The organism is Occultella aeris, assembly GCF_902703175.1.
Classification (GTDB): domain Bacteria; phylum Actinomycetota; class Actinomycetes; order Actinomycetales; family Beutenbergiaceae; genus Occultella; species Occultella aeris.
Window position 1 is genome coordinate 104184 of sequence record NZ_CACRYJ010000028.1, and the last position, 18464, is coordinate 122647.

The window sequence follows — 18464 nt, forward strand, 5'->3', positions numbered from 1 at the left end:
ACGCGTGGTGCAGGCACCGGCCCGGGCCGAGAACGAACCTTCGTCGGCCCTGCTCGCGGACCGTTACGGTCGTCGGTCCGACGACGGTGCGCGCCGTCTGCGGGCACGTGTCCTGATCGGGGCGCTGGCCGCCGCCGGGATCGCGATCCTGGTCTGGATCGCCATCGACATGTTCGCTCCCTCTGTGGACAGCCGCGACGTCGGCTTCCACGTGGTGGACGCCGAGTCGGTTCGGGTGACCTTCGACGTCACGAAGCCGGCCGAGCGCACCGCGATGTGCACGCTGGAGGCACTCAGCACCGGCTACGGCCAGGTCGGGCTGCTCGAGGTGGAGATCGGCCCGCAGTCCGCGGGCACGGTCCGGATCACGTCCGAGGTGGCGACCAGTGAACTGGCCACCACCGGCCTGGTCCGCGCCTGCACCCTCACCGACTGAGCGGCTGCACCGGCCGGAGTGGGCTCAGCCCCAGTGCTCGGCGACGAACGCGGCCCAGCCGGTCTCGTCGAGTTCGGGCCCGCCGAGCGTCCGCGCGGCCTGCGGCAGGGTCTGGTCGTTGCGTTCGGCCGTCTCCGCCAACGCGTAGAAGTTGATCCCGATCGTCGTCGCGTAGGAGTAGACCGTCGCCGCGATCGCGTAGGCGCAGTTGGAGGTCTCCACGTCCACGAAGTCGGTGTCCACCGGGAACCGGCCCGTGAACCGGGTCGGGTAGCACTGCCTGATCCGCGCCCCGATCGGGGTGTCCCAGTTGCCGAACACGCCGTTCGGGGCGAACTCCCTGCCGTCGCTCTCGAACCGGCCCTCCAGGAACGTCGCCCAACCCTCGCTCACCGTGCGGTCCCGGCCGGTCCGGTCCGGTCCGGCAGCATCGCCGCAGCCACGGTGTGCGCGAACTCGTGCGCCATCGTCGAGCGCAGGAACGTGTCCCCGTGGAGGATCCCGCTCGGTCCGATGGTGACCACACCACCGGCATCCCCGCCCGTCGCGACGTGGGCGCCGAGTCCTGCCGTGGCGGCAGGACTGGCCAGGGTGAAGTTCGTGCCCGAGCGGTCCGGCCACCAGTCGGAGATCGGCGCGGGCTCGGAGGACGAGAACCAGAGATCGAAGCGCGCGGCGTCCTCACTGACGAACAGCGGCATCCGCTGCACCGGCGCGTAGCCGCGTTCGTGTTCGTACGCTTCGATGATGTAGGCCGCTGCGGACTCGGCCAGGGTGGCGACCCGGTCGACCAGCGCCGACTCGTCCTGGTACCCGGCGATCACGGCGTGCTCGGTCTGCACCACGTACAGCGGTTCGACGTCCCACGGTGCGACCTGCTCGTAGGTGCCCCACTCGCTGATCACGCCGTCGGCGCCGCCGTCGGTGACCCGGATGGTGGCGCTGTACCGCAGGCTCTGCACGTAGGTCAGCCCGGCGTCGGGATGATCGGTACCGGAGGGCACCCTCGGCGAGAAGGTCATGGCCGCCCCCAGGGTCACCGTGACCGTTGCGGTGTGGTCGGCGTACCCGACGGACTCCGGCCCGAGGATCGAGAGAGCACCCTCGGACCAGCCGATCCGGTCCATGTTGTCCCACCAGAGGTTCAGCGGCTCGACGGCGGCACCTTCGACGCGGGAGAAGAAGGCCGACCGGTCCCGGCTCGCAAGGGCGACGTTGAGCGCCAGTTCCAGGTCGGAGCCCGTGAACGACCCGCTGCTCGGGTACGGGTCGGCCGCTGGTGTCCGGTCGGTCGGCGGCGAAGGGCTGCCGACGGTCGGACCGCCGCCGGCGCCATCAGGCCCCGGGCCCACCGCGAGGCGGACCAGCGTGAACCCGATGACCGGCACCCCGAGGACCAGCACCAAGAGCAACACGACGAGGCGGCCGGCGCTCGACCGCGTCCGACGTGGTGGCGGGAGCGCGGCCGGTGCGGGCGGGGTCTGCTGGTCGGGCATGTGAGGCGCTAGCCGAAGTTCGACCCGAGCCAGCCCGCCCAACCGTCCTCGGTCAGCTCGACGTCCCCGATCTCGCCCGCCGTCTCGGTCAGGGAGTCCCCGGTCTCGAGGGCGGTGTCGGACAGCTCGAACACATCGATGCCGAGCGAGTCGGCATAGGCGTACACGCTGCCACTGAGGGCGTAGGCGCAACTGACGTCGTCGACATCGTCGAAGTCCCCTGGCGACGGGAACGAGCCGTCCATGTCCTCCACACAGCCCCGGAGCACCCGGCCGGTGTAGCTCAGCCGGGTGGCGTAGGTGCCGTGCCCCTGGAACAGCGACTCGTTGTACGTGGCCCAGCCCTCGGTGACGATGGGCCCGGCGTAGGCCGCCCGGGGCACGTTGACCTCATGGATCGCGTGGATGAACTCGTGCGTGATCGTGTCCTGGGTGTCCGCGATCCCGTACGCGAGTCCGTTGGGTCCGACCGTGACGATGCCGCCGGCCGTGGCGTCCCAGCCACCGGAGGCGATGTCGTCCGGCACACCTGCGCTCGGGAACGGCCGCGCCTGGGGGAACAGGGTGCCCGCCCGGTCCCCGGTCCAGCCGTCGATCTCGTCCGGGTTGATGAACCAGCTGTTGAAGCGGTCCATGTCGTCGCTGTAGAAGGAGAGGAACCGCTGGGCGTTCGCGACCCCCGTCTCGCTCTCGTACCGCTCGACGACCCATCGCGCACTCTCCTCGGCGGCCTCGGCGACGGAGTCGACCAGTTCCGACTCGTCCTCGTAGCCGGCCACCACCGAGTGCTCCGTGATCACGGCGTAGAGCGGCTCGAGGTCCCACGGCGCCGGGTCGTCCTCGACCTCCCAGCCGGTGATCAGCCCGCTCGCGCCGTCGTCGCTGACGGCGATCGTGGCGCGGTAGTCGTTCACCGGTGCGTAGGCTCGGCCGGCGTCCGGGTGGTCGGAGTCGGTCGGGATGGTGGGCGAGCCCGCGGTCACCGCGCCGAGCTGGACGCTCTGGATGGCCGTGTTGTCCCGGTAGTTGGCGTTCTGCAGGCCCTGCATCGAGAACACGCCGCGGCTCCAGCCGAGGATCTCCATGTTGTCCCACCACAGCGACAGCGGTGCGACGGCGTCGCCGCCCACGTAGCTGAAGAACAGGTCCCGGTCCCGCGCCGCGAGCGCGGCGTTGAGCTGCTCGCTCAGGTGGGTGCCGGTGAAGCGACCGTCGGGTTCGGTGTTCGGGCGACCGTACCCGTCGTCGGTGGGCATCGTGCCCGGGTCGGGACCCGCCGTCGGGCCGGCGTTGCGGTCCTGGATGAAGACCAGCGAGGCGAGCACCACGAGGGCGACCACCAGGACGGCGCCGAGGGCCATCACCCAGCCGGGCAGCGGTCCGCCACGTCGGCGCGGCGGTGGTGGTGCCTGCTGGGGGAAGTGCGGCGCCGGGTAGGCGGGCATGTCGCGGTAGCGGTACCCGTAGGACTGTGTCGGGCCCTGGGGCTGTGCCGACGGTCTGGCTCCGCCCGGTGGCGACCACCCTCCGTTCGCCGCGCCGGACGGCGCTGCGACACGCCGAGCGGGTTCCGGGAAGTGAGCGCCCGGCCGCGGCGCCGGCTGGGCCTGGACGTAGGGGCTCGGCGGGCCCGGCGGGATCCACTGGGGCGCCGCCGACCTCTCGGACGTCCCGGGCGTCGCGGCACCACCGGGATCGTGAGGACGGGCCGGATCGGGCCCGGGCGGCGGTGCCACGTGACTCATGGCGCGCCCCCTCTCGATTCGGCTCCATCGAGGCCCTGATCGGCCGCAGCCAGCCTATCGTGACGGGTCGGTGGCACCGCTCGATCCGAGGTCTCAGGGCATGGATCGAACTATCCATTGGCCACGAGAATGCGCCCGACAGGTATAATTGACCTTTTCCACCGCCCCGGTGCGGTCCGCAACGGCATCCAGCCCGGGCAAATGGAACTCTCGCCCGCCTGTGACCTGACTGTCGTGGTCATGCGCTGGGGCTCGAACGTAGATGAAGGAGGAACCGTGTCCGAAACCACGTGGCTTACGCAGGACAGTTACGACCGTCTCAAGGCCGAGTACGACCACCTCGTGGGCGAGGGACGGACCGAGATCGCCGACAAGATCGAGTCGGCCCGCGAAGAGGGAGACCTCAAGGAGAACGGCGGATACCACGCCGCCCGCGAGGAGCAGGCGAAGCAGGAGGCCCGCATCCGACAGCTCGACGAGCTGCTCCGCGGCGCCCAGGTCGGTGAAGCCCCGGCCGACGACGGCATCGTCGAGCCCGGCATGGTGGTCACGGCCACCGTCGGCGGCGAGAAGATGACCTTCCTCCTCGGATCCCGCGAGGTCGCCGGCGACACCGACCTCGACGTCTACTCCGCGAGCTCTCCCCTCGGCACGGCCATCCTCGGTCACAAGACGGGCGAGACCGTCGAGTACAAGACTCCGAACGGCACGACGGTCAAGGTCAAGATCACCAAGGCGAAGCCCTTCGCAGGCTGACCGCCCGTCGGGCCCGGCCCGGCGACGCCCCGCTGCCCGCTCGACCACCCGGTCCGGCGGGCAGCGGCGTCTGCGGCCTACCGCACCCGATAGCCGCGGTCGGTGAGCGAGCGGACCACGTCGGTGCAGTGATCGGGCCCCTTGGTCTCACATTCGACCGCGATGTCCACCTCGTCCACGGCGAGGCCCGCCGCCGTGCGCACATGCGCCACGTCCAGCACGTTCGCCCCGAGGCCGGCCAGGTCCCGGAGCAGCCCGGCGAGGTTCCCGGGGGTGTCCGGCACGCGCACGTGCACCTGCAGGTAGCGCCCGGCGGCCACCATCCCGTGCTGGAGCACCTTCATCAGGACCAACGGGTCGATGTTGCCGCCGGAGAGGATCACCACGATCGGCCCCTCATGCACGCCGGGCCGGGCGAGCAGGTCCGCCACCCCCGCGGCGCCCGATGGCTCCACGACCAGCTTGGCCCGTTCGGCGAGCAGGAGCATCGCGCGGTTCAGGTCCTCCTCGCTGACCAGATCCACCTGCCGCACCTCGCGGCGGACGATCTCGAGCGGGATCCTCCCGGGCTCGCCGATCGCGATCCCGTCGGCCATGGTCTTCATCGTGGCCAACGCGACCGGGTGCCCGGCGCTGATCGAGCCTGGGTACGCTGCCGCCCCCTCGGCCTGGACGCCCACCACCTCGATGCCGGTGCCGAGGATCTCGTGCAGTGCCGTCGCCACCCCTGCGAGCAGGCCGCCGCCGCCGGTGGGCACCAGCACGGTGCGCACGGTCGGGACCTGCTCCGCGATCTCCAGCGCGATGGTGGCCTGGCCGGTCACGATGTCCTCGTGGTCGAACGGGTGGATCACCTCACGTCCGGTCCGTTCGGCCTCCGCGCGGGCCTCCAGGAGCGCCTCCCCCACGGTCGCGCCGTGGAGACGGACCTCGGCCCCGTAACCGCGGGTCGCCGCCAGCTTCGGCAGGGCCGCTCCGACGGGCATGTAGATGGTCGCGGGGATGCCGAGCATCCGGGCAGCGAGGGCAACCCCCTGGGCGTGGTTGCCGGCACTCGCGGCGAGCACCCCGGCGGCCTTCTGTTCCGGGGACAGCCGGAGCATGCGGGTGTAGGCACCGCGGATCTTGAACGAGCCGCCCGTCTGCAGGTTCTCGCACTTGAGCCAGACCTCGGTGCCGGCGATCGCGCTGAGTGCCCCGCTGTACTGGATCGGGGTCCGCTGGATCACGCCCTCGAGCTCGGCGGCAGCAGCCCGGATCCTCGCGAGGTCGACGGTCATGCTCCCGCCCTCATGTCTTCGCCGTCACTTCTATCAGGTCCGGGTCGGCGGCGCCCGGGTGGTTCAGGTAGTTCATCACCGCGTTGACGACGGCCACGATCGGCACCGCGAACAGCGCCCCGACGATCCCGCCGATCAGCGTGCCGGTCGCGACCGCTAGCAGCACCGCGACCGGGTGCAGCTTCAGCGCCCTGCTCATCAGGATCGGCTGGAAGAAGTGGCTCTCGAGCTGCTGCACCCCGAGCACGATCGCCAGCATGATCAGCGCCCGGAACGGTCCCTGGTCCACGAGGGCGACGGCAACGGCAACGGCGCCGGTGAGCACCGCGCCGATGATCGGGATGAATGAGCCGAGGAAGACCAGGATGCCGAGGGGCAGGGCCAGCGGCACCCCGAGGAGCCAGGCACCCAGGCCGATGCCGACACCGTCGATGAACGCGACGACGATCTGCGTCCGCGCGTACACGCTCAGGCTGGTCCAGCCCCGCATCCCGGCGCCGGCGACCTGCTCCCGCGCGACCCTGGGGAACAGCCGGACGATCCAGCCCCAGATCGTGGTGCCCTCCTTGAGGAAGAAGAAGAGGCAGAACAGGGCGATCAGCGCACCGGCCAGCACGTGCCCGACGGACGTGGTCACCGACAACGCCCCGGACAGGATCGAGTCGATGTTCGTGGAGAGCTGTTGCTGCAGTGCATCGACGTAGGAGTTGATGGTCTCCTCGCTGAGCGCGAGGGGGCCCGAGCTCAGCCAGGCGATCCCGGTCTCGATCCCGTCCCAGGCGGTGTCGGCAAGGTCGGCGAACCCGCTGATCACCGACCTGCCCGCGAGCGTCAGCAGCCCCCCGAGGAACAGCACCACCAGCAACAGGGTCGCGACCACCGCCAGCGTCCGCGGCAACCGGACCCGGTGACTCAGCCAGTTCGTGACCGGCGACAGCAGTGCGGTCAGGAGGGCGGCCACGAGAACGGGGATCGCGACGGTCTTGATCTGGACGAGGGCCACGCCGACCAGCGCAACGGCAGCCACGATCACCACCAGACGCCAGGACCACGCCGCAGCAGCGGTCACCGGCGGCGGTACCGGCCCCTTATAGGTCTTCAGCACCGGCGCCCTCTGCTCGGGCTCATCGGTGGGGACGTTCTGCCCATCGACGTCCTCCGGCACATCCGGGCTAGGTTCAGGAACGTGCCCGACCTCAGGGTCTGCGGCACCGCCGCGGTCATCGTTCGACATGGTGTCCTTCCAAGGTTCCGGCCATCAGACTACGGCCCGCCGGGGCCGGAACAGGTGACGTGAGCGCAGTGTTGTCAACAACGCGCCGGATCGGCGCAGCGACGGAAACGAGGCACTAGGGATGATCTTCGGAGCACGCATGCGAACGGCGATGGTCAGCCGCGACGACGCGATGGAGGGCCACGAGCGCCCGCTCTACCAGGTCCCGGCGACCCACACCGTGCTCGGTACCCCGCTGCAGGGCCCTTGGCCCGAAGGCACTCGGACGGTCTACCTGGCGATGGGGTGTTTCTGGGGTGCGGAGCGGATCTTCTGGCGCCTGCCCGGCGTCGTGACCACAGCCGCCGGATACATGGGTGGCTACTCGCCCAACCCCACCTACGACGAGGTGTGCACCGGCCGCACCGGGCACACCGAGGCGGTCATCGTCGCCTACGACCCGAAGCAGATCTCGCTGGAACGGATCCTGGCCGAGTTCTGGGAGAACCACGACCCGACCCAGGGCAACCGCCAGGGCAACGACGTGGGCACCCAGTACCGCTCGGCGATCTACTGGAGTGACGCGGCCGATGAGGCGCTGGTGCGCGCCAGCCGGGAGGCGTTCAACACCGTCGTCCGCGAGCACGGCTTCGGTGAAATCACCACCGAGCTCGCCCCGGCCGTCGACGCGGGCACCTTCTACTACGCCGAGGGCTACCACCAGCAGTACCTCGACAGGAACCCGGGTGGCTACTGCAACCACGGTCCGAACGGGATGAGCTGCCCGATCGGGATCCTGCGCCAGGACCAGCTGCCGGCCCAGACGGACATCGCGCCGCCCTCGGTCTCCTGATCCGGCCGAGCGCCGCCCGTGCCGGCGATGGCCCGGGCGGCGCGGCGGGTCGCCGTGCCGATGTCCGGTCCGGGGCGCAGCGACCGGCTACTGTGGCGCCGAACGCTCTTCGACGAGGAAAGGCCAGACGTGGCAGACTCCCCCCATTCGGACCGGGTGCTGAAGTTCTCATCAGCGCCGTCACTCGAGGCCCTGCCGGAGGCGATCGACGTCGCAGCGGCGACCCCTCCGAACCCGCCGCAGGAGATCCAGCAGAAGTTCGTCGGCCTCTCCTACGAAGCCGCCTACAGCGAGGCCGAGACGTTCGTCAAGGTCGTCGACCAGATGGCCACGAAGCACACCGGATCCGGTGTCGCCGACGCTAAGCACATCATCGACTTCGGCTCGGGCTGGGGCCGCATCTCACGGTTCCTGCTCGCGAAGACCGAGCCGACGCACATCCACGCCCTCGACGTGGATCCGGAGATGACCACGCTGGTCAACGTGACGCTGCCCGGCATCAACGCGATGACCGTCGACCCGTTCCCACCCACGGTCCTCGGGCGGGGCAGGTTCGACCTCGCCGTGGCGTTCAGCGTGTTCTCGCACCTGTCCGGCCCCGCGCACGAAGCGTGGGCGAAGGAGTTCGCGCGCGTCGTGCGGCCGGGAGGGGTCGTGGCGATCACGGTCCTGGACGACCAGTTCATGGGTCAGGTCGCCGGTGCCCGGGCGGCCGTGGAGGCGGGCGAGGCCGACGACTTCGCCACGTCGCTGGCGACGACGTTCGAGGATGTCGACGCCGCGCGCGCAGGCTTCGACCGGGGCGAGATCCAGTTCGCCGGCAGCGGCGGCGGCGAGGTTCGCACCGGCGACTACTACGGCTGGGCAGCGGCGCCCGTCGAGTACGTCAAGCGGGTCTGGGGCTCGGCCGGCTTCTCGATCGTGGAGTGGGTGCCCGCGAACGTCCTCTTCCCGCAGGCCCTGGTGATCCTTGTCCGTGGTGAGGACGCGGTGGACGGCGACGCCGAACCGGTCAGGGACCACGCCACGTCCGGCGCAGTCCCGGTGACCCGCCGTATCCGCTCACAGGTCGGGCGAGTGCTGCGTCGGCTCGGTCTGCGCAAGTAGCCAGGCATACACGGACGGGCCGCCCGGACCATCTGGTCCGGGCGGCCCGTGCGGCGTTCGCGCTGTCGATGCCGTCAGGAGGCGCCGATGATGTCCACGACGAACACCAGGGTGTCCGTGCCCTTGATACCGGCGCGCGGCATGCCGTTCGGGCCATACCCCTCGTGCGGGGGGATCGAGACGAGCACCCGGGAGCCGATCGGCTGGCCGACGAGGGAGTTGTCCCACCCGGCGATCACGGCGCCGACGCCGATCGGGAACTGGATCGAGGAGCCGCGGTCGTAGGAGTTGTCGAAGATGCCGCCACCCCAGATCTGCCCGAGGTAGTTGACGTCGATCGTCTGACCGGCCTCGACGAGGGCGCCGTCACCCTGGCTGATGACCTGGACGGCGAGCTCGGCGGGCGCCGCGTTCTCGGGGAAGCTCAGTGCCGGCTTGTCGCCGAACGAACCGGTGGCGCTGGGCAGGGAAGTCATGGATCCTCTTCTCGGATTCGGTGTCAGTGATCGGTGCCAGCCTAAACGCCCAACGGCGGACCTCGCCCCGGGCGGTGACGTCACCGGAGCAGGTCGGCGAGCCAGCGCAGCTGCGCTGCGACCTGGAACCCGGCGCCACCCTCGTGGCCGTTGTAGCCGTACACCTCGATCTGCTTCGAGACGGCCGCCGGCACCCCCGTGCCCGTGCCGTAGGCGTTGTAGGCCGCGTACACGGTCGACGGCGGGCACACCGGGTCCATCAGCGCGACCGAGTACAGGGCCGGTGCCTGCGCGCGCTTGGCGAGGTTCACGCCGTCGAAGTAGGAGAGCGTCTCCCAGACCCGGTCCACGGCCGGCCGGTGGACGGCGAGGTAGTTGGTGATCTCCGCATACGGCAGGCTCGCCGTGATCTCGACGGCGCGGCGGAAGTACTGCAGGAACGGTACGTCGATCATCGCGCCGGCGACGTCCGGGACCAGGGCCGCGGCCGCCGTCGCGATGCCGCCACCCTGGCTGCCTCCGGAGACGATCACGCGGTCCGGGTCGACGCCGGGCAGCGTGCGTGCTGCGTCGACGGCGCGCGCGGCATCGGTGAACACGCGTCGGTAGTAGTAGTGGGCCGGGTCCGCGATGCCGCGGGTCAGGTAGCCGCTCGCCGCCGGATCGCTGCCGACCGGGTCCGGGGTGTCTCCGCCGTTGCCGGAGTAGCCCTGGCCGCGGGTGTCCATCTTCAGGTAGGCGTACCCCGCGGAGGGCAGCAGGGACTGCTCGTGGGGCAGCCCACGTCCACCGCTGTAGCCGATGTAGTTGACGACGATCGGCAGATCGTCGGCGACGCCCGCGGGGCGGGCGTACCAGGCCTTGATCGGGTGCCCGGCGAACCCCGGGAAGGTGACGTCGAAGACGTCCACGTGGGTGAGTCCGGAGTCCACCTCGGCGACGTCGACGGAGGTGGTGTGGGTCCGTGCCTCGGCGAGGGTCCCGGACCAGAACTCGTCGAAGTCCGCTGGTTCGGCGACGTCGGGACGGTAGTCGATGAGCTGCGCGAGCGGCAGGTCGAAGAGCGGCATGCGCTTACCGTAGCGGTGCACTCGGCACCGGCGGTGACGACAACGGCGCGCCACCCCGGGTGGGGTGACGCGCCGGTGACGGGCTACGGCGGGCTATACCGGATCAGTTGCTGCCGCGCAGGATCGCGAGGATCCGCAGGAACTCCAGGTAGAGCCAGACCAGGGTGATCGTGATCCCGAAGGCAGCGGTCCAGGCCATCTTGGCCGGGGCGCCGTTCTGGATGCCCTTGCTGATCGAGTCGAAGTCCCAGATCAGGTTCATCGCGGCCAGACCGACCGCGAACAGACCGATGATCAGGCCGAGCGGGATCCCGAAGACCTCCTGGCTGCGCAGGCCGAAGCCGTCCATGCCGCCGAACACCATCAGGCCGAGGTTGACCAGGGAGAACACGAGATAGGAGGCGCCGGCGATCAGCAGGAACCGCGTGAACTTCGGCGTGACCCGAACCTTGCCGCTCTTGAACAGCGCGAGCGTCACCGCGAAGGTGACGAACGTGGCGAGGACCGCCTGGATGACGATGCCGGGCCACATGGTCTCGAACACGCCGGAGATCATGCCGAGGAACGCGCCCTCGAACGCCGCGTAGGCGATGATCAGCGCCGGGCTCGGGCTCCGCTTGAACGCGTTCACGAGGCCGAGCACGAAACCGCCGATGAGGCCGATGAACATCACCGGCATGCGCATCTCGAGCGGAACGGCGAACCAGGCCAGGACCGCGACGCCGATGACGACCGCGATCACTCCGCCCGTCTTCATGATCACGTCGTCGTAGGTGAGCCGACCGGTCTGCGCCGGGCCGGCGTCGGGACCGTAGTAGGACTGCTCGACGGACGCGAACTGCGGGTCGTAGCCCTGGGTCGCCGTCGCGCCGTAGGGCTGTGCGTTCTGCTGGCCGTAGCCGGGCTGGGCCTGCTGCCCGTACGGGTTCACCGGCGGGTAGCTCGGCTTGCTCTTGCCGAACTCCGCGGAGTTCGTGAAGAAGGGATTTGCCATTCAATGCCTCCGAAGGTCGCGCCGCCCCGGCCACCTTCGCGGCCGGCCCGACGTGCATGGGCCGTGATCTCCCATCCTAGGGGCACGCACCCGGCGGACCGGCTCGTGATCCAAAGATGGTTCCACCCGTAGAACGTCCGCATGCCCGCACGTGTTCCCGAACGCCACGCGCCGTTCGGCGATCTCCGCCGATCGGATGAGGCTCTCACCCGAGTGGGCGAGAGGAGGTCGCGCGAAGATCCGTCTGGCGCAGGTGGGCGTGGCCCGCGCGAGGTCCTAGCGTTGAGCCCAGCACCCCAAACCGTCGACCCGGAAGCGAGGCTGGCCCGATGATCGAGGCCCACGGCCTGACCAAGAAATACGGTGACAAAGTCGCCGTCAACGATATCTCCTTCACCGTCAACCCCGGTCGTGTGACCGGGTTCCTCGGGCCGAACGGCGCCGGGAAGTCCACCACCATGCGGATGATCGTCGGTCTGGACCGGCCCACCCACGGTTCGGTGACCGTCAACGGCAAGCCCTACGTCCAGCACCGGGCACCGCTGCGCGAGGTCGGGGCGCTGCTCGAGGCGAAGGCCGTGCACTCCGGCCGCAGCGCGACCAATCACCTGCGCGGTCTGGCCGCGACGCACGGCATCTCCAAGGCTCGGGTGCACGAGGTCATCGACATGACCGGCCTGGCCGCCGTGGCCGGCAAGCGGGTGGGTGGCTTCTCCCTCGGGATGGGCCAGCGGCTCGGGATCGCCGCGGCGATGCTCGGCGACCCGCGCACCCTGATCCTGGACGAGCCGGTCAACGGTCTCGACCCCGAAGGCGTGAAGTGGGTGCGCACCATGGTGCGCTACCTGGCCGACGAGGGCCGGACCGTGTTCCTGTCCTCGCACCTGATGAGCGAGATGGCGATCACCGCCGACGAGCTCATCGTGATCGGACGGGGCCGGATCATCACCACCGGCGCCGTCCAGGACGTCATCGACGCCGTGACGAAGTCGAGCGTGCGGGTCCGCTCGCCGCAGGCGGAGGCCCTCGTGGCCCGGCTGCAGGGCGCGGACGTGACCGTCACCTCCCTTGAGCCGTCGCTGTTGAAGGTGGATGGACTCTCGGCCGAGCAGATCGGTGAGGCAGCCGCCGCCGGTGGGTTCGTGCTGCACGAGCTCACACCGATGCGGGCCTCGCTCGAGGAGGCCTACATGACCCTGACCGCAGACGACGTGGAGTACCACTCCCACGGCGCCGGCGAAGAGACCGCACCCGCCGTCGTCGCCGAGACCGAAGGGGCGAACCGATGACCGCCGCTACCGCCACCGCGCCCGTGAGTCCCACCGAGGCGAACGGCTACCACCTGAGCTTCCCGCGCATCCTGCGCTCGGAGTGGATCAAGTTCACCAGCCTCCGGTCCACCGTCTGGGTGGCCATCGTGACCGTCGGGGTCATGGTCGGCTTCAGTTTCCTGATGGGCTTCGGGATGACGCAGATCGCCCAGGGCGGCGGGGGCATGGAGGAGGCGGGCCTCGGAGGTACGGGCACCGTCATCGGCACCAGCGTGGCCTCGTTCGGCTACTACTTCGGCCAGATCGTGGTCGCGGTGCTGGGCGTGCTGATCGTCACCGGCGAGTACTCGACGGGCCAGATCAAGTCCACGCTCACCGCGGTGCCCACCCGGCTGCCCGTGCTGGCGGCCAAGGGCGCGATCGTCGCGATCACCTCGTTCGTGCTCGGCGCCGTCGGGGTGGCGATCGCCGTCCTGGTCACCACACCGATGCTCTCCGCCTACGACCTCCAGGTGGACCTGAGCGACTCGGCCAGCATGCAGAGCCTGCTCGGCGTGCCGCTGTACATGACGGCGATCGCCCTGTTCGCCTTCGCGATCGGCACCCTGATGCGACACGCTGCCGCCGGGATCGCGACCGTCCTGGGGATGCTCCTGCTCCTGCCGATCCTCGGCTCGATCCAGATCCAGTGGATCCAGGACATCGCCCCGTACCTGCCCGGTGCGGCCGGCGAGCGGATCATCATCGGTGAGCAGCTCGGTGCGGTGCTGACCCCGTGGCAGGGCTTCGGGGTCCTCATGATCTGGGTGGTCGCCGCGCTGACGGCCGCCGCAGTGCTCCTGCGTCGGAGGGACGCCTGAGCACTCAACCAGAGGAGGCGCCGGCGGGAGATCTCCCGCCGGCGCCTCCGGCCGTGTCCGCACCCTCCGGCGGCCGCACCTCCCGCCGGATCGGCGCGGACCAGGTCGAGGTTCCGTTCACGGAACTGCACGCCCGCCGGCTCGGACCGATCCGTCGCTACTTCGCGGCACACCCGGTGGCCATGGATCGCGTGGTCGTCGCCTGGTTCCTGGTGCCCGCCCTCGTCTCGGCGTTCTTCGTCGATTCGGACGGGATCCTCCTCGCCGTACTCGCCGTGCTCGCCGGTGTCGCCCTGTTCTGGCGGCGGCACACCCCGCTGCGGGTCCTGGCGGCGCTGACCACCCTCTCGGTGATCGCGATCGGCGCGACCGGCTCCAGCGGCGGTTTCGAACTCGCGCTCGCCTTCGCCATCTACACCGTCGCTACCAGTTACCCGCCACGGATCGCCTGGCTCGCGCTGATCTCGGCGAACGCCGCAGTCGCCGCGGCCCTGCTGATCTGGGGGCAGTTGACCAGCCTCGACCCCGAGCTCACACCACTCGCGAACGCGCTCGCCGGCATCGTGGTGACTGCCGGGTTCACCCTCGTGGCCCTCGCGATCGGCACCAGCGTGGGCAACCGCCGTGACCACGTGCAGCGCCTGATCGATCGCGCGAACCAGCTGGCCCTCGAGCGGGACCAACGGGAACTGCTCGCCGCGGCCACCGAACGCGCCCGGATCGCCCGGGAGATGCATGATGTCGTCGCACACAGTCTGTCCGTCATGATCGCCCTGGCCGACGGCGCCGGAGCGAGCCTGACCCGGTCCCCCGATCGCAGCGCGGAAGCCCTGCGGGAACTGTCCGGCACCGGCCGGGCCGCCCTGGCGGACATGCGGCGCATCCTCGGTGTGCTGCGGGAGGACCCGGCCGAGCGCGCGGTGCCCGGGCCCGCCGGCTCGACAGGGCCGGCCGGGTCCAGCACCGCCGAGGCGGCCGGATCCGACGGTGATACCGCTGCCCTGCCGATGGCCCCACAGCCGGGAACGCCCGCACTGAGCGACCTCGTCGCCAGGTTCCGGGCCACCGGGCTGCCGGTGCACCTGACCTTCACCGGTCCCGCGCTGCCCGATGACGCCGGGCTGCAGCTGACGGTCTACCGGATCGTCCAGGAGGGGCTGACGAACGTACTCCGGCACGCCCCGGGAGCGTCCTACATCTCGGTCACGATCGCGCGCCGCGACAACGCGGTCACCGTCAGTGTGCGCAATGATGCTGGCAGCGGGCAGACCGGGCCGGCCGGCAGTGGGAAGGGCCTGGTCGGGATGCGGGAGCGGGCCGCCGTGTACGACGGGACCATCGAGGCCGGCCCCGATGCCGGCGGTTGGCGGCTGCGCGCCGTGCTGCACTTCGAACGGACGGAGGAGGATTCATGACGGGGATCTCGGTGCTGCTGGTCGACGACCAGTCACTGCTGCGGATGGGGTTCCGCCTCGTCCTGGAGGCGGAGGATGACATCACCGTCGTCGGGGAGGCCTCCGACGGCGCCGCCGGGGTCAGGATGACCCACTCGCTGCGCCCGGACGTGGTGCTGATGGACGTCCGGATGCCTGGCGTGAACGGGATCGACGCGACCGCGTCCATCGTCGCCGAGCAACCGGACACGAAGGTGATCATTCTCACCACGTTCGATCTCGACGAGTACGCGTTCGCAGGGCTGCGGGCGGGCGCCAGTGGGTTCCTGCTCAAGGACACCGAACCGGCCGAACTCGTCGGGGCGATCCGCACCGTGGCTTCCGGGGACGCCGTCGTCTCCCCCAGGATCACGCGGCGAATGCTGGAGATGTTCGCCACCCAGATGCCGGAGGGCGCCGCCGGCGACTCCTCCGGCGCGGCCGGGAACGCCGCCGACGGGCCGCTCTCGGGCCTGACCCACCGCGAGCACGAGGTGCTCCTGGCCATCGCGGAGGGCCTGTCGAACGGGGAGATCGCCGAACGACTGTTCGTGTCCGAGGCGACAGTAAAGACGCATGTAGGTAAAGTGCTGGCGAAACTGGGGCTACGCGATCGCGTCCAGGCCGTGGTCTACGCCTACGAGACCGGTCTGATCCGTCCCGCCTGATCCGTATCCGAGTGGCAGTGAAGGAAGGACATCGATGAGTGAGGAGTCCCGGCGGGGACCGGTGGGCGTGCGCGAGGCCGGGCCTGAGGATTCCGAGTTCCTGGTGGACATGCTGCTCGAGGCGTTCAACTGGCGGGGCGAGGAGCGATTCACCCGCAAGCAGATCCTGAAGGACAAGTCCACCTCGCTGTATGTGGCCGGCTGGCAGCGCGCGGGGGACATCGGCGTGATCGCCGTCGACCTCGCCGGCCCGAGCGGACTGCAGATCCCGATCGGCGCCGCCTGGCTGCGCCAGTTCCCGGCGCGCAACCCGGGCTACGGGTTCGTCGCCGAGGACGTGCCGGAGCTGTCGATGGCGGTGGTGCCGCACCAGCGCGGCCGCGGCATCGGCACCGGTCTGGTCCGTTCCCTGATGACCAAGGCACGCGACCAGGGCATCCGCAGGATCAGCCTGAGCGTCGAGGACGGCAACCCCGCGCTGCGCCTCTACAAGTCGCTCGGCTTCACCGAGGTCGGGCGCAACGGGGACGCGACGACCATGGTGGCCACGCTCGACTCCACGACTCAGGTCGTCGGGAAGTAGACCACCCGCAGGTCCCGGCCGAGGACGACCTCGAACCGGCCGATGACCTGGTTGGACTCCCCGACGAGGTACACGACGTGCGTGCTGCCCGCCCGCTCCTGCGGCAGCTCGAGCACGTGGTACCTGCCCGTCGTCGCACGGGCCACCGACGCGAACACGGCGAGCTCGGTGTCGCTCGCGTTCACGCCGCCGCTGAGCTGCTCGAGTGCCTCCCACTCCTCGTTCAGCGCCAGGCGCAGGAACCGGTCCACCGCCCCGGTGGGTGAGTTCAGCCCGATCCCCGAGTCCCGCACGATGTCGGTGCCGTCGCGCGCGAGCGCCCACACCGCCGTCAGTCCGTCGTCGCCCCAGCCGATCAGGAACTCGGCCTCGGCCTCGCGGGTGGCACCGCCACGCTGGGTGATCGTGGTGATGAGGTCGACGGCGGCAACCGGTCGGGAGTTCTCCTCACCGACGACCGTGGTACCGGTGATCTCGACGCTCACGCCGGTCGGCGTGGTCGGGGACTGCGTCGCCAGGCGCACGAGCTCGGCGCTGGTCGCGGCAGCGAACGCCTCCACCTGGTCACCCAGCTCCAGGGCCTGATCGAGCTCCGCGACGGCGACCGTCGGGGTCGCGCCCGCCGAGATGATCGTGGTGGCGTCGTCGCCGGAGACCAGGAACGCTCCGTACAGTTCCGTGAGCAGGGTCTGCAGGTCGGCCGTGGCCCCATCCGGGTCGACGGCGGGGGTGGGCTCCGGGCCGAGGGCGGTGGTCGGCGAGTTGGCACAGCCGGCCAACGCGGCCAGCGAGAGCACGGCGACGCACGCCATCGAGGTGCGCCTGAGGCCCATCGGTGTTCTCCCCCATATGATCGGACGCGTCATCGACGGACACGCGAGCCCAATCTAGCCGGTCCGCCGCACGGTTCGAACTGACACGAGTCCCCGGGGGAGGTACATGACCGAGCAGCGCATCCAGCCGCCGCCCGAGATCTCCGGCTATGTCTACAAGTACCCGATCGGGCACGGCGGGTTCTCGGACGTGTACCTGTACCAGCAGCTGATGCCGCGCCGGGACGTGGCGATCAAGGTGCTCCGCACGGACGCGCTGACCGACGCGAGCAGGCGCCAGTTCAGCGCCGAGGCGAACCTGATGGCCCGGCTGTCCAACCACACCAACATCGCCTCCATCTACTCCTCGGATGTCGACGGCGACGGTCAGCCCTACCTGGTGATGGAGTACTGCTCGGGCGGCAGCCTCGGCGAGCACTACCGGAACTTCCCGTTGTCCGTGAAGGACGTGCTCACGCTCGGCGTGCGGCTGAGCAGTGCGCTCGAGGCCGCGCACCGCGCCGGGATCGTGCACCGCGACATCAAGCCGGCGAACATCCTGCTCACGGAGTACGGCGTGCCTGTGCTGTCCGACTTCGGCATCTCCACGATCGACGAGGACTTCCCGGACGCCACGATCGCCCGGGCGCAGGTGTACGCCACTGTAGGGGCGGGGGCCAAGGACCTCGACACCTCGGACTCCATCGGCCTGAGCCTGCCGTGGGCGGCACCGGAGACGCTCGCCGAACCGCCGACGTCCGACACCCGGTCGGACCGGTACTCGCTGGCCGCCACGCTGTACTCGCTGCTCGAGGGCCGGTCCCCGCACGAGGTGCCCGGCGGTCCGAACGGCGCCTCCCACCTGACCGGGCGGATCCACACCGGTTTCGTCGCCCAGATGCAACGTTCAGACGTGCCCCCTTCGCTGCGGGCGCTGCTCCGACGAGGGCTGTCCTACGACCCGGATGCCCGGTTCGACAGCTCCATCGCGATGGCCCAAGCGCTGCAGGACGTGCAACGCGAGCTGGGATTCGAGGTCACCCCGCTCGAGGTGCCGAAGGGTGCCGCCCCGGCCCCCGAACCGCCGGATCCGGGCGAGACGCGGGTGCGCCCACGGGCCGCGCACGAGGTGGTGCGGATGCCCGTGCCGGAGGGCCACCAGACGCTCGCGCCCGGTGAAGTGCTGCCCGATCCGGATCAAGTCCCGGCTGCCGGCCCGCTTCCGTCGAGTCCGGTGACACCGCCGGCGCCCACCGCAGGCACGGTGTCGGCGCCGTCGGCACCCGCCGCGGCACCGCCGTCGGCCGTCCCGCCCACGGCGCCCTACGGCTATGGCGCCCCCGGCGCCACCCCGCCGGCGCAGCGCGAGCCCTACCGACACCAACCCGCACCGGCCCGCCCGAACCCGGCC

General features: G+C 70.4%; 19 protein-coding genes. 10 read left to right on the forward strand and 9 right to left on the reverse strand.

Annotation, left to right across the window (positions count from 1 at the left end; translation table 11 throughout):
• The first annotated feature begins 4 nt into the window (after positions 1-4).
• The gene (locus tag HALOF300_RS10355) at positions 5-436 is read left to right on the forward strand and encodes a DUF4307 domain-containing protein (protein WP_197522454.1); all 432 of its coding nucleotides are present in this window, start codon (positions 5-7) and stop codon (positions 434-436) included.
• Between the two features lie 24 nt (positions 437-460).
• Here HALOF300_RS10355 and HALOF300_RS10360 read toward each other — a convergent pair whose 3' ends face one another.
• Genes HALOF300_RS10360 through HALOF300_RS10370 form a run of 3 tightly spaced genes read right to left on the reverse strand, consistent with a single transcriptional unit; the run spans position 461 to position 3377 of the window.
• The gene (locus HALOF300_RS10360) at positions 461-829 is read right to left on the reverse strand and encodes a hypothetical protein (protein WP_156740874.1); all 369 of its coding nucleotides are present in this window, start codon (positions 827-829) and stop codon (positions 461-463) included.
• Positions 826-1932 (reverse strand): hypothetical protein, encoded by a 1107-nt coding sequence (locus HALOF300_RS10365; RefSeq protein WP_156740875.1) that lies wholly within the window; start codon positions 1930-1932, stop codon positions 826-828. Before HALOF300_RS10365 ends, HALOF300_RS10360 begins: the two co-directional genes overlap by 4 nt.
• 8 nt (positions 1933-1940) lie before the next feature.
• Positions 1941-3377 (reverse strand): hypothetical protein, encoded by a 1437-nt coding sequence (locus tag HALOF300_RS10370; protein WP_156740876.1) that lies wholly within the window; start codon positions 3375-3377, stop codon positions 1941-1943.
• A gap of 540 nt (positions 3378-3917) precedes the next feature.
• Between HALOF300_RS10370 and greA the strand changes: the two genes are divergently transcribed.
• Complete coding sequence (gene greA, locus HALOF300_RS10375; protein ID WP_156740904.1) at positions 3918-4433, forward strand: transcription elongation factor GreA; 516 nt, start codon at positions 3918-3920, stop codon at positions 4431-4433.
• Between the two features lie 77 nt (positions 4434-4510).
• Here the strand turns inward: greA and ilvA are convergent, their stop codons facing one another.
• Both ilvA and HALOF300_RS10385 read right to left on the reverse strand, forming a co-directional pair.
• Positions 4511-5713 carry a threonine ammonia-lyase gene (gene ilvA, locus HALOF300_RS10380; protein ID WP_156740877.1) on the reverse strand — a complete coding sequence of 401 codons (1203 nt, stop codon included), beginning with the start codon at positions 5711-5713 and terminating at the stop codon, positions 4511-4513.
• A 10-nt stretch (positions 5714-5723) separates the two neighbouring features.
• Positions 5724-6947: an AI-2E family transporter gene (locus HALOF300_RS10385; RefSeq protein WP_156740878.1), complete on the reverse strand. Its 1224-nt coding sequence runs from the start codon at positions 6945-6947 to the stop codon at positions 5724-5726.
• Positions 6948-7086: 139 nt separating this feature from the next.
• Here HALOF300_RS10385 and msrA point away from each other — a divergent pair, with 139 nt between their 5' ends.
• Both msrA and HALOF300_RS10395 read left to right on the forward strand, forming a co-directional pair.
• Positions 7087-7779 (forward strand): peptide-methionine (S)-S-oxide reductase MsrA, encoded by a 693-nt coding sequence (msrA, locus tag HALOF300_RS10390; RefSeq protein WP_231955223.1) that lies wholly within the window; start codon positions 7087-7089, stop codon positions 7777-7779.
• 129 nt (positions 7780-7908) lie between these two features.
• Entirely contained in the window at positions 7909-8886 is a 978-nt protein-coding gene (locus HALOF300_RS10395) for a class I SAM-dependent methyltransferase (protein WP_197522455.1), read from the forward strand.
• A 74-nt stretch (positions 8887-8960) separates the two neighbouring features.
• On the opposite strand, the gene HALOF300_RS10400 is transcribed toward HALOF300_RS10395, so the two are convergent.
• The 3 genes from HALOF300_RS10400 to HALOF300_RS10410 form a co-directional block, all read right to left on the reverse strand.
• The gene (locus HALOF300_RS10400) at positions 8961-9362 is read right to left on the reverse strand and encodes an FKBP-type peptidyl-prolyl cis-trans isomerase (protein WP_156740880.1); all 402 of its coding nucleotides are present in this window, start codon (positions 9360-9362) and stop codon (positions 8961-8963) included.
• 80 nt (positions 9363-9442) lie between these two features.
• Complete coding sequence (locus HALOF300_RS10405; protein WP_156740881.1) at positions 9443-10432, reverse strand: acetylxylan esterase; 990 nt, start codon at positions 10430-10432, stop codon at positions 9443-9445.
• A 103-nt stretch (positions 10433-10535) separates the two neighbouring features.
• Positions 10536-11426, reverse strand: coding sequence for a Bax inhibitor-1/YccA family protein (locus tag HALOF300_RS10410; protein WP_156740882.1), 891 nt, complete (start codon positions 11424-11426; stop codon positions 10536-10538).
• A gap of 329 nt (positions 11427-11755) precedes the next feature.
• Between HALOF300_RS10410 and HALOF300_RS10415 the strand changes: the two genes are divergently transcribed.
• From HALOF300_RS10415 to HALOF300_RS10435, 5 genes are read left to right on the forward strand one after another with little or no spacing between them, the layout of a single operon-like run.
• Positions 11756-12715 carry an ABC transporter ATP-binding protein gene (locus HALOF300_RS10415; RefSeq protein ID WP_156740883.1) on the forward strand — a complete coding sequence of 320 codons (960 nt, stop codon included), beginning with the start codon at positions 11756-11758 and terminating at the stop codon, positions 12713-12715.
• Entirely contained in the window at positions 12712-13557 is an 846-nt protein-coding gene (locus HALOF300_RS10420) for an ABC transporter permease (RefSeq protein ID WP_156740884.1), read from the forward strand. The genes HALOF300_RS10415 and HALOF300_RS10420 overlap by 4 nt, the downstream gene beginning before the upstream one ends.
• Before the next feature lie 53 nt (positions 13558-13610).
• Positions 13611-14972 carry a sensor histidine kinase gene (locus tag HALOF300_RS10425; protein ID WP_156740885.1) on the forward strand — a complete coding sequence of 454 codons (1362 nt, stop codon included), beginning with the start codon at positions 13611-13613 and terminating at the stop codon, positions 14970-14972.
• Complete coding sequence (locus HALOF300_RS10430; RefSeq protein WP_156740886.1) at positions 14969-15658, forward strand: response regulator; 690 nt, start codon at positions 14969-14971, stop codon at positions 15656-15658. The genes HALOF300_RS10425 and HALOF300_RS10430 overlap by 4 nt, the downstream gene beginning before the upstream one ends.
• A 34-nt stretch (positions 15659-15692) precedes the next feature.
• Positions 15693-16241 carry a GNAT family N-acetyltransferase gene (locus HALOF300_RS10435; protein WP_156740887.1) on the forward strand — a complete coding sequence of 183 codons (549 nt, stop codon included), beginning with the start codon at positions 15693-15695 and terminating at the stop codon, positions 16239-16241.
• Here the strand turns inward: HALOF300_RS10435 and HALOF300_RS10440 are convergent.
• Positions 16223-17074 (reverse strand): hypothetical protein, encoded by an 852-nt coding sequence (locus HALOF300_RS10440; protein ID WP_156740888.1) that lies wholly within the window; start codon positions 17072-17074, stop codon positions 16223-16225. The genes HALOF300_RS10435 and HALOF300_RS10440 overlap by 19 nt on opposite strands.
• 106 nt (positions 17075-17180) lie before the next feature.
• Between HALOF300_RS10440 and HALOF300_RS10445 the strand changes: the two genes are divergently transcribed.
• A partial coding sequence (locus tag HALOF300_RS10445) for a serine/threonine-protein kinase (RefSeq protein ID WP_156740889.1) occupies positions 17181-18464 on the forward strand: 1284 nt, incomplete at its 3' end.

Bases quoted from the DNA above. Each gene is read 5' to 3' on its own strand.
- HALOF300_RS10365 (WP_156740875.1), bottom strand. From the start codon at position 1,932: ATGCCCGACCAGCAGACCCCGCCCGCACCGGCCGCGCTCCCGCCACCA.
- HALOF300_RS10370 (WP_156740876.1), bottom strand. From the start codon at position 3,377: ATGCCCGCCTACCCGGCGCCGCACTTCCCCCAGCAGGCACCACCACCG.
- greA (WP_156740904.1), top strand. From the start codon at position 3,918: ATGCGCTGGGGCTCGAACGTAGATGAAGGAGGAACCGTGTCCGAAACC.
- ilvA (WP_156740877.1), bottom strand. From the start codon at position 5,713: ATGACCGTCGACCTCGCGAGGATCCGGGCTGCTGCCGCCGAGCTCGAG.
- HALOF300_RS10385 (WP_156740878.1), bottom strand. From the start codon at position 6,947: ATGTCGAACGATGACCGCGGCGGTGCCGCAGACCCTGAGGTCGGGCAC.
- msrA (WP_231955223.1), top strand. From the start codon at position 7,087: ATGCGAACGGCGATGGTCAGCCGCGACGACGCGATGGAGGGCCACGAG.
- HALOF300_RS10400 (WP_156740880.1), bottom strand. From the start codon at position 9,362: ATGACTTCCCTGCCCAGCGCCACCGGTTCGTTCGGCGACAAGCCGGCA.
- HALOF300_RS10405 (WP_156740881.1), bottom strand. From the start codon at position 10,432: ATGCCGCTCTTCGACCTGCCGCTCGCGCAGCTCATCGACTACCGTCCC.
- HALOF300_RS10410 (WP_156740882.1), bottom strand. From the start codon at position 11,426: ATGGCAAATCCCTTCTTCACGAACTCCGCGGAGTTCGGCAAGAGCAAG.
- HALOF300_RS10415 (WP_156740883.1), top strand. From the start codon at position 11,756: ATGATCGAGGCCCACGGCCTGACCAAGAAATACGGTGACAAAGTCGCC.
- HALOF300_RS10420 (WP_156740884.1), top strand. From the start codon at position 12,712: ATGACCGCCGCTACCGCCACCGCGCCCGTGAGTCCCACCGAGGCGAAC.
- HALOF300_RS10430 (WP_156740886.1), top strand. From the start codon at position 14,969: ATGACGGGGATCTCGGTGCTGCTGGTCGACGACCAGTCACTGCTGCGG.
- HALOF300_RS10435 (WP_156740887.1), top strand. From the start codon at position 15,693: ATGAGTGAGGAGTCCCGGCGGGGACCGGTGGGCGTGCGCGAGGCCGGG.
- HALOF300_RS10440 (WP_156740888.1), bottom strand. From the start codon at position 17,074: ATGGGCCTCAGGCGCACCTCGATGGCGTGCGTCGCCGTGCTCTCGCTG.